At 68.2% G+C, this 12,582-nt stretch carries 15 protein-coding genes; 10 read left to right on the forward strand and 5 right to left on the reverse strand.

From position 1 onward, the window contains the following. Entirely contained in the window at positions 1-1,851 is a 1,851-nt protein-coding gene (kefC, locus tag ALIDE2_RS19555) for a glutathione-regulated potassium-efflux system protein KefC (RefSeq protein ID WP_013520296.1), read from the reverse strand. A 118-nt stretch (positions 1,852-1,969) separates the two neighbouring features. Between kefC and ALIDE2_RS19560 the strand changes: the two genes are divergently transcribed. Together ALIDE2_RS19560 and ALIDE2_RS19565 are read left to right on the forward strand one after the other, a co-directional pair. After that, positions 1,970-2,608, forward strand: coding sequence for a LysE family transporter (locus ALIDE2_RS19560; protein WP_013520295.1), 639 nt, complete (start codon positions 1,970-1,972; stop codon positions 2,606-2,608). A 79-nt stretch (positions 2,609-2,687) separates the two neighbouring features. Then, a complete protein-coding gene (locus tag ALIDE2_RS19565) occupies positions 2,688-3,308 on the forward strand; it encodes a ParA family protein (RefSeq protein WP_013520294.1) in 621 nt (206 codons plus the stop codon). A gap of 79 nt (positions 3,309-3,387) precedes the next feature. Here the strand turns inward: ALIDE2_RS19565 and ALIDE2_RS19570 are convergent, their stop codons facing one another. Beyond that, complete coding sequence (locus ALIDE2_RS19570) at positions 3,388-3,711, reverse strand: DUF4148 domain-containing protein (RefSeq protein ID WP_013520293.1); 324 nt, start codon at positions 3,709-3,711, stop codon at positions 3,388-3,390. 226 nt (positions 3,712-3,937) lie between these two features. On the opposite strand from ALIDE2_RS19570, the gene ALIDE2_RS19575 reads away from it, so the two are divergent. After that, positions 3,938-4,861, forward strand: a complete 924-nt coding sequence (locus tag ALIDE2_RS19575) for a LysR family transcriptional regulator (RefSeq protein WP_013722969.1) — start codon at positions 3,938-3,940, stop codon at positions 4,859-4,861. Here the strand turns inward: ALIDE2_RS19575 and ALIDE2_RS19580 are convergent. Beyond that, a complete protein-coding gene (locus ALIDE2_RS19580; RefSeq protein ID WP_013520291.1) occupies positions 4,858-5,334 on the reverse strand; it encodes a tRNA (cytidine(34)-2'-O)-methyltransferase in 477 nt (158 codons plus the stop codon). The genes ALIDE2_RS19575 and ALIDE2_RS19580 overlap by 4 nt on opposite strands. A 54-nt stretch (positions 5,335-5,388) precedes the next feature. Next, positions 5,389-6,126 carry a ComF family protein gene (locus ALIDE2_RS19585; RefSeq protein ID WP_013520290.1) on the reverse strand — a complete coding sequence of 246 codons (738 nt, stop codon included), beginning with the start codon at positions 6,124-6,126 and terminating at the stop codon, positions 5,389-5,391. A gap of 35 nt (positions 6,127-6,161) precedes the next feature. Between ALIDE2_RS19585 and ALIDE2_RS19590 the strand changes: the two genes are divergently transcribed. The 7 genes from ALIDE2_RS19590 (at position 6,162) to ALIDE2_RS19615 (ending at position 12,283) form a co-directional block, all read left to right on the forward strand. Beyond that, positions 6,162-7,070 (forward strand): class I SAM-dependent methyltransferase, encoded by a 909-nt coding sequence (locus tag ALIDE2_RS19590; RefSeq protein WP_013520289.1) that lies wholly within the window; start codon positions 6,162-6,164, stop codon positions 7,068-7,070. 451 nt (positions 7,071-7,521) lie between these two features. Beyond that, a complete protein-coding gene (gene coxB / locus ALIDE2_RS19595; protein WP_013520288.1) occupies positions 7,522-8,685 on the forward strand; it encodes a cytochrome c oxidase subunit II in 1,164 nt (387 codons plus the stop codon). Between the two features lie 37 nt (positions 8,686-8,722). Continuing rightward, the gene (gene ctaD / locus ALIDE2_RS19600; RefSeq protein WP_013520287.1) at positions 8,723-10,354 is read left to right on the forward strand and encodes a cytochrome c oxidase subunit I; all 1,632 of its coding nucleotides are present in this window, start codon (positions 8,723-8,725) and stop codon (positions 10,352-10,354) included. Between the two features lie 17 nt (positions 10,355-10,371). Beyond that, the gene (locus tag ALIDE2_RS25510; RefSeq protein ID WP_013520286.1) at positions 10,372-10,488 is read left to right on the forward strand and encodes a cytochrome oxidase small assembly protein; all 117 of its coding nucleotides are present in this window, start codon (positions 10,372-10,374) and stop codon (positions 10,486-10,488) included. Positions 10,489-10,503: 15 nt separating this feature from the next. Next, positions 10,504-11,127, forward strand: a complete 624-nt coding sequence (locus tag ALIDE2_RS19605; protein WP_013520285.1) for a cytochrome c oxidase assembly protein — start codon at positions 10,504-10,506, stop codon at positions 11,125-11,127. Beyond that, entirely contained in the window at positions 11,127-11,339 is a 213-nt protein-coding gene (locus ALIDE2_RS19610; protein WP_013520284.1) for a DUF2970 domain-containing protein, read from the forward strand. The genes ALIDE2_RS19605 and ALIDE2_RS19610 overlap by 1 nt, the downstream gene beginning before the upstream one ends. Positions 11,340-11,398: 59 nt before the next feature. Next, positions 11,399-12,283, forward strand: a complete 885-nt coding sequence (locus ALIDE2_RS19615) for a cytochrome c oxidase subunit 3 (RefSeq protein WP_013520283.1) — start codon at positions 11,399-11,401, stop codon at positions 12,281-12,283. Positions 12,284-12,356: 73 nt separating this feature from the next. On the opposite strand, the gene ALIDE2_RS19620 is transcribed toward ALIDE2_RS19615, so the two are convergent. Next, positions 12,357-12,581: a twin transmembrane helix small protein gene (locus ALIDE2_RS19620; protein ID WP_174764525.1), complete on the reverse strand. Its 225-nt coding sequence runs from the start codon at positions 12,579-12,581 to the stop codon at positions 12,357-12,359. Between the last annotated feature and the right edge of the window lies 1 nt (position 12,582).

The raw sequence follows: 12,582 nt of genomic DNA on the forward strand, positions 1-12,582 counted from the left end.
TCACGGCAGCGGTTCGTGCACCGCCTTCTTGGCCGAGTGCTCCTGCGCTTCGCGTTCCTGCCGCTCCTTGGCCATCTGCTCCACGAGCTGCTGGCGCCCCTGCTTGGCCACGGCGATCATGGCCTCGCGGTCGTTGTGGTGCTCGTACATGCGCTCAGACAGCGCGATGTTGTGGGCGCGGAAGCGCTCGGTCAGCCGGTCGGCTTCCTGGGGCGGCAGGCCCGTGAGCTCCAGCACCGTGCGCGCCGTGCGCAGGCTGGACTCGAACAGCTCGCGCTCCACATGGGTCACGCCCAGGTCGCGCAGGCTGTGCCAGTGCGTCACGTCGCGCGCGCGGGCCACCACCTGCAGGTGCGGAAAATGCTTCTTCGCCAGCTGCACGATCTTGATCGACTGGTCGGGAGCGTCCACCGCCACCACCAGGATGCGGGCCTGCTCCGCGCCGGCCATGCGCAGCAGGTTCGCGCGCGTGGCGTCGCCGTAGAACACGCGGTAGCCGAAGGTATGGGCCACCTCCAGCATCTCCACGCTGTGGTCCAGCACCGTGGCGGGGACGCCCTGGGCGAGCATCAGGCGCGCCACGATCTGCCCGTAGCGCCCGAAGCCGGCGATGATCACCGGCGCGCTCTGCGGCTCGGAGATCTCCCGCACCTGCGGCGCGCTCTTGAGCGTGGCGAAGCGTTTGAGCAGCACGCGGTCCAGCAGCGCCAGCAGCAGCGGGCTGATAAGCATGGACAGCGCCACCGCGCCTATCAGCAGCGAGGCTGTCTCGGGGGGAATGGCGCCGAACGTGGCGCCGGCCTGGAACACCACGAAGGCGAATTCACCGCCCTGCGCCAGCATCAGCGTGAACACGGGCCGCTCCTGGTAGGGCATGGCGGTCACGCGCGCCAGCAGCCAGATCACCAGCGCCTTGACGATCAGGAAGCCCAGCAGCAGGCCCAGCATGACCAAGGGCTGGCGCAGAATCACGCCGAAGTCGATGCTCATGCCCACGGCGATGAAGAACAGACCCAGCAGCAGGCCCTTGAAGGGCTCGATGTCGGTCTCCAGCTCGCGCCGGTATTCGCTGTCGGCCAGCAGCACGCCGGCCAGGAAGGCACCCAGCGCCATGGAAAGGCCCACCGACAGCATCAGCATGGCGATGCCCACCACCAGGAACAGCGAGGTGGCGGTGAAGATCTCGGGCGTCTTGCTCCTGGCGATCCAGCGCAGCAGCGGCCGCAGCACCCAGCGCCCGCCGAGCACGATGGCGCCCACCACGGCCACGATCTTGAAGGCCTCGGCCATCAGGTCCTGCGGCGCATGCGGGTGGGCAGCATCGGCCGCCGCCACACCCAGCAGCGGCAGCAGTGCCAGGATGGGGATGGCGGCCACGTCCTGGAACAGCAGGATGGAGAACGCCTTCTGTCCGCCATCGGTGCGCATGAGGTTGCGTTCGTTGATGACCTGCAGCGCGATCGCGGTGGAAGACAGCGCCAGCCCCAGCGCCCCCACCAGCCCCACGCGCCAGGGCAGGCCGAAGGTCCAGGCCGCAGCCCACAGCAGCGCGGCGCAGCCCAGCATCTGCGCCGAGCCCAGGCCGAAGATGGGGCGGCGCATGCTCCACAGGCGGGCCGGCTGCAGCTCCAGCCCCACGAGGAACAGCATTAGCACCACGCCGAACTCGGCGAAGTGCAGGATGTCCTGTACATTGCTGACGAGCGAGAGGCCCCAGGGCCCGATGGCGATGCCCGCGGCCAGGTAGCCGATGATGGCGCCCAGGCCCAGCGCGCGGGCGATGGGCACCGCGATCACGGCCGCGGCAAGGTAGGTGAATCCGTAGGTGAGCCAGACGGGGGCGTGGGCCATGGTGGGACGGGGTGCGGGGCGGGAAGCGGTCCGAAATTGTGACACCCCGCGTCCATCGGCGCAGGCGCCGTCCGTCGATAGAATCGGCCGTTTCCTTTCTCTTCTTACGCGGCGCGACATGGACTGGCATACCTGGATGGCTTTTTTTGCGGCATCGTGGGTGATCGCCATCTCGCCGGGCTCGGGCGCCGTGCTGTCCATGAGCCATGGCCTGTCCTACGGCGTGCGCAAGACGGGCGCCACCATCCTGGGGCTGGAGCTGGGCCTGCTGTTCATCCTCGTCGTGGCGGGCGCGGGCGTGGGCTCGCTGCTCATCGCATCGGAGCTCGCCTTTGGCATCGTCAAGGTGCTGGGCGCGTGCTACCTCATCTACCTGGGCCTGTGCCAGTGGCGCGCGGGCTCCGTCGGCACGCTGGGCGGCGACCTCGTGGCCGCGCCCGCGAGCTGGCGCCGGCGCGTGCTGACCGGGGCGCTGACCAACGCCACTAACCCCAAGGGCATCCTGTTCATGGTGGCCGTGCTGCCGCAGTTCATGAGCGATGCGCGCCCGCTGTGGAGCCAGCTGCTGGTCATGGCCGCGACCTTGATCACGGTGGACCTGATCGTCATGAACGGCTATGCCGCCGGAGCCAGCGCGCTGCGCCGCCTGATGCAGAACGCCGGCGCCATGCGCGCGCAGAACCGCGTGTTCGGCGGCTTGCTGATGCTGGTGGGCACGGGGCTGTTCTTCGTCAAGCGTGGCACGCAGCACGCCTGATGCTTTCGAATTAATAGTTACAAGCGCTTGCTGGATGGGCGCTGAAGCCGGTTTTCATTCAAAACTGTAGAGGGGTCGCATGCCGGTCATCGCTGTTGCCAGTCCCAAGGGCGGCGTGGGCAAGTCCACGCTGGCCACCAACATCGCGGGCTACTTCGCCAGCCGCGGCCACCAGGTCGTGCTGGGCGACGCGGACCGCCAGCAGTCCGCGCGCCTGTGGCTGCAGCAGCGCCCCCAGGCGGCGCGGCCCATAGGCGTGTGGGAGGTGGATGCCGACTGGATCAGCGCCCCGCCCAGGCAGGCCACTCACGCCGTGCTCGACACCCCCGCGGGCCTGGGCGGCTGGCGCCTGAAGGACGCGCTGAAACTGGCCGACAGGATCATCGTGCCGTTGCAGCCCAGTCTGTTCGATATCTTCGCCACGGGCCAGTACCTGGACGAGCTGGCCGCGCAGCGCAAGGGCGGGCTGGCGCGGGTGGCCATCGTCGGTATGCGCGTGGACCCGCGCACCATCGCCGCCGAAAAGCTGCGCAACTTCGTGGACGGCCTGGGCCTGCCCGTGCTCGGCTACCTGCGCAACACGCAGAACTACATCCAGCTGGCGGCGCAGGGCCAGTCGGTGTTCGACGTGACCGCCTCGCGCGTGGCGCGCGACCTGGAGCAGTGGCAGGGCATCTGCGCCTGGCTCGACGAGGCTTGATTCCATAACACGGCCGGCCATGAAAAGGCCGCTCGCCCCCTGCAAGGGGCGAGCGGCTTGGCGTGCCCGTGGAAGCGGATCAGTTGAAGTTGCTCGCGTGGGAGTGGGCGCTGGCCTGGGTGGCCTCGATCGCCTCATTGCGCACCTCGGCGCGCGTCCGCGCGCTCGCCGTGCCGCCCAATGGGGCGGCGGCCATGTCGTCCCACTCGCCGGAGCGGGGCATGGTGCCGTTGGCGCGCGCGGCCACCAGGTCGGCGATCACGGCCTCGCGGGTGAGCGTGCTCGGTTGCGTCTGCATGAGGTTGGCGGGGTAGGTGCCCTCGCCGTACTGGACGGGGGCGTCGGCATGCGCGGCGGCGATGGCGCCCAAGGCCAGCGCGGCGGCGATCAGGGTCTTGTTCATGGTGTGTTCCTTCCTTGGCAGGGTTGTCCTTTCCCGGGCTCGGGCTGCTGCCGGTCTCCCCGGGGCTGTGGGCGGTTGCGCTCGAAGATGAATGCAATGCCGTCCATGGAGTGCACTTTATCGAGGGATAACCCTTGGAAAAAGCCGCATTCCTGCAACGATTGGTTCATGAAATTGAAATAATCGCGGCCATTGCAGACAGGGGTGACCGGACATGGACAGGCTGATGACGATGCGTGTATTCCAGGCCGTGGCCGACGAGGGCGGCTTTGCGGCCGCGGCGCGCGCGCTGGACATGGCGCCCGCCACGGTGACGCGCTTCGTCGCCGACCTGGAGCGCGACGTGGGCGCGCGCCTGCTGCAGCGCACCACGCGCCGGGTATCGCTGACCGAGGTGGGCGCGGCCTATTTGGCCCGCGTGCGCACGATCCTGGCCGAGGTGGGCGAGGCGCGGGCCATGGCGCAGGAATACACCGGGGGCATGGGCGGCGTGCTGCGGGTGTGCGCCAGCCCGGCGCTGGCCACCCACATCCTGGCGCCGCTGGTGGCGCAGTTCCGGCAGCGGCATCCGGCCGTGCTGCTGGACATCCACGTGCGGATAGGCGACGACCTGCCGATCGCCGACCACGACATCACCTTGCTCGGCACGCCTTCGGACTACGACGCCGACCTGATCGCGCGGCCCTTCGCGTCCACGGTGGGCGTGCTGTGCGCCTCGCTAGCCTACCTGGGCCGCCGCGGCGCGCCGCGTACGCCGCAGGAACTGTCGGAGCATGACTGCCTGCTGGCGGACCACATGGCGGATATGCGCCACGGCGTGGTGCGGCTCAGCCATCCGGCGCATGGCGAGCGCTTGACCGAGGTGGCCGTGCGTCCGGTGTGCGTGGTCAACCATTCGGACACGCTCATGGGGATTGCGCTCGGCGGCGCCGGCATCGCCGTCCTGTCCGTTGACTTGGTGGCGGAGCACCTGCAGAGCGGCCGGCTGGTGCGCGTGCTCGCGCCCTGGACCTGCGGCCACTACACGCTCTACGCCGCGCTGCCCAGCCGCAAGTTCATGCCGACGCGCACCCGGGCCTTCCTGGACTTCCTGTCGGAGCACACGCGCAAGCGCATCCGCGAGGCGCTGGGCGGCGAGGCCGGGGATTAGCGGGGTGCGGGCGCCAGGAAGCTGTTTTGCCGCCAGGCCTCGTAGACCGTCACGGCCACCGCGTTCGACAGGTTCAGGCTGCGCTGCCCGGGCAGCATCGGCAGGCGCAGGCGCTGCGCGGGCGGGAAGGTCTCGCGCAGCTCGGGCGGCAGGCCGCGCGATTCGGCGCCGAACACCATCCAGTCGCCAGGCAGGAAGCCCGCGTCGTAGACCGAGCGCGTGCCGTGCGTGGTCAGCGCGAACATGCGCGAGGGGTCGGGCCGCATGTCGCGCAGCAGCGCCGTCCAGCCGCTGTGGCGGCGCACCTCGGCGTACTCGTGGTAGTCCAGGCCCGCGCGCCGCATGAGCCGGTCCTCCATGGAAAAGCCCAGCGGCTCTACCAGGTGCAGCATGCAGCCGGTGTTGGCGGCCAGGCGAATCACGTTGCCGGTGTTGGGCGGGATCTCGGGCTCGACGAGGACGATGTGGAACATCGTGCTATTGTCAACCGGTATGGCGCCTGCCCGCGCCCCGCCGGTGCGACCCGGTCATGGCGTGCGCGCCAGCACGATGGCAGCGACGTGGCGCGCGCCGGCCTCGCGCAGGGGCGCGGCGGCCGCGTGCAGCGTGGCACCCGTGGTCATCACGTCGTCCACCAGCAGCACGCGCCGGCCCGACGCTTGCGCCGCCAGCAGCGGGTCGAGCATGAACGCGCCGCGCAGGTTGCGCAGGCGCTGCGCGCGCGTGAGGTGGCTTTGCGCCTCGGCGTCGCGTGTGCGCAGCAGCAGATGCGGGTGCATGTGCGGGCTGCCCAGCCGGCGCGCCAGCAGCAGCGCCTGGTTGTAGCCGCGCTGGCGCAGCCGCTCGCGCGACAGCGGCACGGGCAGCACCAGGTCGGCCTGCGCGATGGCGGTCTGCGCGCCCGGGGCCTGCCGCATGAGCTCGGCCAGCGCGGCAGCCCAGCCCGGGTCGGCCTGGAACTTGAACTGCGCCAGGAGATGGGCCCACGGGAAGCCGTAGCTCACGGCGGCCAGGCAGGCGTCGAGCGGCGGCGGGTGGCGCAGGCATTCCCCGCACTGCGCCACGCCGTCGGGAACCACGGCCGCGCAGGTACTGCAGCGCGCGCCCGGCCGGGCGAATTGCGCGCGGCAGGCATCGCACAGGCGGCGCGCGGGCCATGCGTGGCAAACGGCGCACTGGCTGGGCAGCCCGGCTGCCAGGCCCGTCAGGGCATGCAGCCCGCGGCGCCAGTGCTGCGATATCCCTGCGGGGCGCGTGTCGGCCATGGGCTCAATATACTCGCGGCCATTTGCGGCCCGCCATGCCTGAATCCCTCCCGCCAACCATCGACCCGGTCGCCGCCGCGCGCTGGCACGCCCTGGTGCCCGATGAATCGCCCTGGCTGCACGAGGAGGTCGCACGGCGCATGCAGGAGCGGCTGCAGTGGATCGTCAAGGCGCCCGCGGCATGGTGCGACTGGGACCCGCTGCGCGGCGGCATGCAGGGCCATGCCCTGGTGGGCGAGCGCTTCGCGCAGGCCGTGAGCCAGATCGCGGAGACCTCCTCGCCCCAGGGGGAGGCGGCGGTCCGCGCGCGCCTTGCCAGGCCCTGGTGGAGCCCGGCGCGCTGGTCGGCGGCCGCGCCGCGCTTCGGCCTGCCGCAGGACGGCAGCCAGCAGATGCTCTGGTCCAACATGGCCCTGCACATGGCGACCGAGCCGCAGGCGCTGATCGCCCGATGGCACCGCGCGCTGGCGGTGGACGGCTACCTGATGTTCTCCTGTCTGGGGCCGGACACGCTGCGCGAGCTGCACGCCCTGTATGCTGACCTGGGGTGGCCCGCGCCGGGCCATGCCATGACCGACATGCACGACTGGGGCGACATGCTGGTGCAGGCCGGGTTCGCCGAGCCCATCATGGACATGGAGCGCATCACGCTCACGTTCGCCACCCCGCAGCGCCTGCTGCAGGAGCTGCGCGGCCTGGGACGCAACCTGCACCCCCGGCGCTTCGCGGCGTTGCGCGGGCGCAACTGGCGCACGCAGCTGGAACAGGCCTTGGCGCAGCGCCTGGCCGACCCGCGCCATGACGGGCAGCTGGCGCTGACCTTCGAAATCGTCTACGGCCATGCCTTCAAGCCCGCGCCGCGCGTGCGCGTGGAGGGCAGCAGCGCGGTGTCCCTGCAGGACATGCGCTCCATGCTGAAATCGGGGCGCACATCGGCACGTTGAGCCTGCGGCGGCGCTATCTGCGTCGTCAATGATCTTTATCAATGCAGGCTACAATGAATTGCGATTGCAGATCCGGAACTTCTCTTGGCGCATGCAAGCCTGGCAGCTGTCAGGCCTTCACCGCCGCAACTTCTGGAGTTCTGAGGGCGCCACGGCGCCGTCGGGCCTCCCTTCTGCGTCACTTGTCGGCCGTCTTTCCTCGGGACTAACGCGTATTGCAGCGAGGTTTCGGGCTGGGCATGCTGAATGTGATCGAGAGGGTCCGTGTCGCGGATCGTGGAGACAACAGGCTGCCAAGGAGAGCAGTCTGGACTGATTGGGAAAGCGGCGGTCATGCGCTGTCCGGCCCCGGCCGGCATGGGTGTGAATGCATGCGGCTTTGCGCACTGCCTGTCGCCGGGCGGATGTGGCAAGGGATTGGTCAACTGGAGCTGAGAGACAAGAGAGAACCATGACAAGCATTTCCAACAAGCTGGCCTCCCTGTTGCTGGCGCCGCTCGCATCGCTGAGCGCCGCCGCCCATGCGGTGCAGGACCTGCCAGGCGGCCCCGCGGTGCGGCAGCTCAACCTGCATCCGCCCGTCACCAAGATCGCCGAGGCGCAGCACGACCTGCACTGGATGCTCCTGATCATCTGCACGGTCATCTTCATCGGCGTGTTCGGCGTCATGTTCTATTCCATCTGGCACCACCGCAAGTCGCGCGGCGCCAAGGCGGCCAATTTTCACGAATCGACGACCATCGAGGTCACTTGGACGGTGATCCCGTTCCTGATCGTGATCGCCATGGCCGCGCCGGCCACCAAGGTGATCGTGGCACAGAAGGACACGACCAACTCCGACCTCACCATCAAGGTCACCGGCTACCAGTGGAAGTGGGGGTACGACTACCTCAACGGCGAGGGGCAGGGCATCGGCTTCCTGTCCACGCTGGACTCCTCGCAGCGCGCGCTCTCCAGCGCCGGCACGCCCGAGGGCGACAACTACCTGCTGAAGGTGGACAACCCCCTGGTGGTGCCCGTCAACAAGAAGGTGCGCATCATCACCACGGCCAACGACGTGATCCACTCGTGGATGGTGCCGTCCTTCGGCGTCAAGCAGGACGCCATCCCGGGCTTCGTGCGCGACACCTGGTTCCGCGCCGAGAAGCCGGGCGACTACTACGGGCAGTGCGTGGAGCTGTGCGGCAAAGAGCATGCCTACATGCCCATCCATGTGAAGGTGCTGTCGCAGGCGGAGTACACGGCCTGGGTCGCTGCCGAACAGAAGAAGGCAGCGGCCAAGCTCGATGACCCGAATAAGGTCTGGGCGCTGCCCGACCTCGAGGCACGCGGCGCCAAGGTCTACGCCGCCAACTGCGCGGCCTGCCACCAGGCCAACGGCAAGGGCGCGGGCCCGATCAAGCCGCTCGATGGCTCGGCCATCGTCAAGGATGCCGACCATGCGCGGCAGATCCAGGTGGTCCTCAAGGGTGCGGCCAATGGCGCCATGCCCGCCTGGGCGGCCCTGAGCGACACCGACTTGGCGGCCGTGGTCACCTATACCAAGAACGCCTGGTCCAACAAGACCGGCCAGCTCGTGCAGCCCGCCGAGATCGTGGCCCAGCGTGGCAAGTGAGAACCCAGGCCCAAAGCAACGTATTGAGGATTCGACCATGAGCGCAGTTCTGGACAACCATGGGCACGCGGCAGGCCATGCCGCCGGTCACGCGGACCACCACCAGCCCACCGGCTGGCGGCGCTGGCTGTTCGCCACCAACCACAAGGACATCGGCACGCTGTACCTGCTGTTCTCCTTCACCATGCTGATGGTCGGCGGCCTGCTGGCGATGCTGATCCGCGCCGAGCTGTTCCAGCCCGGCCTGCAGATCGTGAACCCCGAGATGTTCAACCAGTTCACCACCATGCACGGGCTGATCATGGTGTTCGGCGCCATCATGCCGGCCTTCGTGGGCTTTGCGAACTGGATGATCCCGCTGCAGATCGGCGCCTCCGACATGGCGTTCGCGCGCATGAACAACTTCAGCTTTTGGCTGCTGGTGCCCGCGGGCATCATGCTGTCGGCCTCGTTCTTCATGCCGGGCGGGGCGCCCGCAGGCGGCTGGACGCTCTACGCGCCGCTGTCGGCGCAGATGCCCATGTCGCTGGACGCGGCCATCTTCGCGCTGCACATCATGGGCGCCTCGTCCATCATGGGCGCGATCAACATCATCGTCACCATCCTGAACATGCGCGCGCCCGGCATGACGCTGATGAAGATGCCGATCTTCTGCTGGAGCTGGCTGATCACCGCCTACCTCCTGATCGCCGTGATGCCGGTGTTCGCCGGCGCCATCACGATGACGCTCACCGACCGCCATTTCGGCACCAGCTTCTTCAACCCCGCCGGCGGCGGCGACCCGGTGATGTACCAGCACATCTTCTGGTTCTTCGGCCACCCCGAGGTCTACATCATGATCCTGCCGGCCTTCGGCATGATCAGCCAGATCGTGCCGACCTTCGCGCGCAAGCGGCTGTTCGGCTACACGTCCATGGTGTATGCGATCGCGGCGATCGCCACGCTGTCGATGATCGTCTGGGCGCACCACATGTTCACCACCGGCATGCCGGTCACGGGCCAGCTGTTCTTCATGTACGGCACCATGCTGATCGCCATTCCGACCGGGGTGAAGGTGTTCAACTGGACCGCCACCATGTGGCGCGGCTCCATGACCTTCGAGACCCCGATGCTGTGGGCCGTGGGCTTCATCTTCGTGTTCACCATCGGCGGCTTCACCGGCGTGATACCGGCCGTGGTGCCCATCGACACCCAGATCCAAGACACCTACTACATCATCGCCCACTTCCACTACGTGCTGGTGGCCGGCTCCCTGTTCGCCATCTACGGCGCTTACTACTACTGGGCGCCCAAATGGAGCGGCGTGATGTACAGCGAGACGCGCGGCAGGATCCATTTCTGGTGGTCCATGATCTCCTTCAACGTCGCGTTCTTCCCCATGCACTTCCTGGGGCTCGCCGGTATGCCGCGCCGCTATGCCGACTACCCGATGCAGTTCGCCGACTTCAACATGATCGCCTCGATCGGCGCCTTCTTCTTCGGCGCGGCGCAGCTGTACTTCTTCTTCGCCGTGGTGCTGCCCATGCTGCGCGGCAAGGGCGAGAAGGCCCCGCAGCGCCCCTGGGAGGCGGCCGAGGGGCTGGAGTGGGAGGTTCCGTCGCCGGCACCGTTCCATACCTTCGAAAACCCGCCGAAGCTGGACGCGACGGCAACCCGGGTCGTCGGGTGAATGGCCGGGGCCGTGGCATGACGACGCAGGAACAACGCAGACGCAACCTCCGGCTGGGCCTGGTCCTGGCGGCCGTGGTGGTGGCGCTGTATGCGGGCTTCGTCGTGTTCCGATATTCGCTGCTGGGCGGCTGAAAGCCGGGTGGTGTCATGGGGCTGCGCCGCGAAAACCTCAGGATGCTCGGCAAGCTGGCCGTCGTGGCCAGCGGCATGTTCGCCTTCGGCTATCTCCTGATCCCGGCCTACAAGGCGATCTGCGAGGCCACCGGCATCAACATCCTGTCCCTGAACGAACGCCAGGTGCCGGGCAACGGGGTGGCGGGCGCCGAGGCGCGCGCGTTGGCGAAGAACACCCAGGTGGACACCAGCCGGCTCATCACCGTCGAGTTCGACGCCAATGCCCGCGGCCCCTGGCAGTTCAAGCCCGCGCAGCGGACCATGCAGGTGCATCCGGGCGAGATGGCGACCGTCCTCTACGAGTTCCAGAACGTGCAGGACCGCCGCATGTCGGCGCAGGCCATCCCGAGTTACGCACCGCGCCAGGCGGCGCCGCATTTCAACAAGCTCGAATGCTTCTGCTTCAGTCAGTACACGCTGGACCCGGGCGAAAAGAAGGAGTGGCCCGTGGTGTTCGTGATCGACCCGCGCCTGCCCAAGGACGTCACGACGATCACGCTGTCCTACACCTTCTTCGAGGTGGGCGGCAAGATTCCGCAGGCGCCGGAATCGACGGCGGGTGCGGTGCAGGCGCCGGCCAGGGAGGCCGGTTCGTGATGGCGGGCAGCAGCAAGCCGGCGCAGGAGGGCGGCGGGTCGCTCTGGCGCGCCGTGCGGGCCGTGGCCTGGGCCATGATCGGCCTGCGCAATGGCGACGAATACCGCAAGGACCAGACGCTGCTGCGGCCGCTGCAGGTCGTGGGCATCGCACTGGTGGCGCTTTTCCTGCTGGTGCTGCTGCTGATGGGGCTGGTGCACTGGGTGGCCTGACGGCCCGGCCAATGCACGACGACGAATCGAATGAATAAACAGGAGACCGAGGAGCTGACATGAGCACAACGACCCAAGGCACGACGCTGCCGTACTACTACGTCCCCGCGCCGTCCAGCCACCCCGTGCTGGCGGCCGCCGGGCTGTTCTTCGTCATCCTCGGCGCGGCCCTGTGGATCAATGGCTACGCATGGGGCAAGTACTCGCTGGGGCTGGGCCTGGTGTGGTGGCTGTTCGTGCTCTACCAGTGGTTCCGCGAGGCGGCGCATGAGAGCGAGGGCGGGCTCTATGGCCGCAAGATCGACATCTCCTTCCGCTGGAGCATGAGCTGGTTCATCTTCTCCGAGGTGATGTTCTTCGGCGCGTTCTTCACCGCGCTGTGGTGGGCGCGCGCGCATTCCGTGCCGGCCCTGGGCAGCCTGGACAACGCTCTGCTGTGGCCTGACTTCAAGGCCGTCTGGCCCAGCCTTGCGGCCGGCGCCACGGCCTCGCCGGGCAACATCGTCGAGCCGTTCCAGACCGTGGGGCCGTTCTGGCTGCCCACCATCAACACGGCCCTGCTGCTGAGCTCGGGCGTGACCCTGACCATCGCCCACCATGCGCTGCGCGAGGACCAGCGCGGCAAGGCCATCGGCTTCATGTGGACCACCGTGCTGCTGGGCATCGCCTTCCTGTGCGTGCAGGGCTACGAGTACTTCCACCTCTATACCGAGCTGAACCTCACGCTCCACTCCGGCGTGTTCGGCTCCACCTTCTTCATGCTCACCGGGTTCCACGGCTTCCACGTGTTCGTGGGCATGCTGATGCTGCTTTTCATCACGCTGCGCCTGCACAGCGGCCACTTCACGGCCGAGCGGCATTTCGGCTTCGAGGGGGCGGCTTGGTACTGGCACTTCGTGGACGTGGTCTGGCTGGGCCTGTACGTCCTGGTGTACTGGCTCTGACGCCGCGCCACGACGCGCAGCCCATGAAGAAAGCGCCGTGAGGCGCTTTTTTCTTGGGTAGGGGGAGAATCTCTCAGTGCGCGCCGGCGGGCAGGCCGGTGGGCTGGATGTAGCCCAGCTTCCATGCCAGCAGCAGGCACAGGAACAGCACGATCGACAGCCCCACGCGCAGCGCCAGGGCGCGCACCATGCGCTGGCCGCGCTCCTTGTCGTTGCCGCTGCCGCGCATCATGAAAAATAGCGCCGAGCCCAGGCTTGCGATGATGGCGAGAAACGCCAAGGCCACGAGAATCTTCATG

This window comes from Alicycliphilus denitrificans K601, from assembly GCF_000204645.1.
Taxonomy (GTDB): domain Bacteria; phylum Pseudomonadota; class Gammaproteobacteria; order Burkholderiales; family Burkholderiaceae_C; genus Alicycliphilus; species Alicycliphilus denitrificans.

Excerpts from the sequence above, each read along its gene's own strand:
- kefC (WP_013520296.1), bottom strand. The coding sequence starts at position 1,851 with ATGGCCCACGCCCCCGTCTGGCTCACCTACGGATTCACCTACCTTGCC.
- ALIDE2_RS19560 (WP_013520295.1), top strand. The coding sequence starts at position 1,970 with ATGGACTGGCATACCTGGATGGCTTTTTTTGCGGCATCGTGGGTGATC.
- ALIDE2_RS19565 (WP_013520294.1), top strand. The coding sequence starts at position 2,688 with ATGCCGGTCATCGCTGTTGCCAGTCCCAAGGGCGGCGTGGGCAAGTCC.
- ALIDE2_RS19570 (WP_013520293.1), bottom strand. The coding sequence starts at position 3,711 with ATGAACAAGACCCTGATCGCCGCCGCGCTGGCCTTGGGCGCCATCGCC.
- ALIDE2_RS19575 (WP_013722969.1), top strand. The coding sequence starts at position 3,938 with ATGACGATGCGTGTATTCCAGGCCGTGGCCGACGAGGGCGGCTTTGCG.
- ALIDE2_RS19580 (WP_013520291.1), bottom strand. The coding sequence starts at position 5,334 with ATGTTCCACATCGTCCTCGTCGAGCCCGAGATCCCGCCCAACACCGGC.
- ALIDE2_RS19585 (WP_013520290.1), bottom strand. The coding sequence starts at position 6,126 with ATGGCCGACACGCGCCCCGCAGGGATATCGCAGCACTGGCGCCGCGGG.
- ALIDE2_RS19590 (WP_013520289.1), top strand. The coding sequence starts at position 6,162 with ATGCCTGAATCCCTCCCGCCAACCATCGACCCGGTCGCCGCCGCGCGC.
- coxB (WP_013520288.1), top strand. The coding sequence starts at position 7,522 with ATGACAAGCATTTCCAACAAGCTGGCCTCCCTGTTGCTGGCGCCGCTC.
- ctaD (WP_013520287.1), top strand. The coding sequence starts at position 8,723 with ATGAGCGCAGTTCTGGACAACCATGGGCACGCGGCAGGCCATGCCGCC.
- ALIDE2_RS25510 (WP_013520286.1), top strand. The coding sequence starts at position 10,372 with ATGACGACGCAGGAACAACGCAGACGCAACCTCCGGCTGGGCCTGGTC.
- ALIDE2_RS19605 (WP_013520285.1), top strand. The coding sequence starts at position 10,504 with ATGGGGCTGCGCCGCGAAAACCTCAGGATGCTCGGCAAGCTGGCCGTC.
- ALIDE2_RS19610 (WP_013520284.1), top strand. The coding sequence starts at position 11,127 with ATGGCGGGCAGCAGCAAGCCGGCGCAGGAGGGCGGCGGGTCGCTCTGG.
- ALIDE2_RS19615 (WP_013520283.1), top strand. The coding sequence starts at position 11,399 with ATGAGCACAACGACCCAAGGCACGACGCTGCCGTACTACTACGTCCCC.
- ALIDE2_RS19620 (WP_174764525.1), bottom strand. The coding sequence starts at position 12,581 with ATGAAGATTCTCGTGGCCTTGGCGTTTCTCGCCATCATCGCAAGCCTG.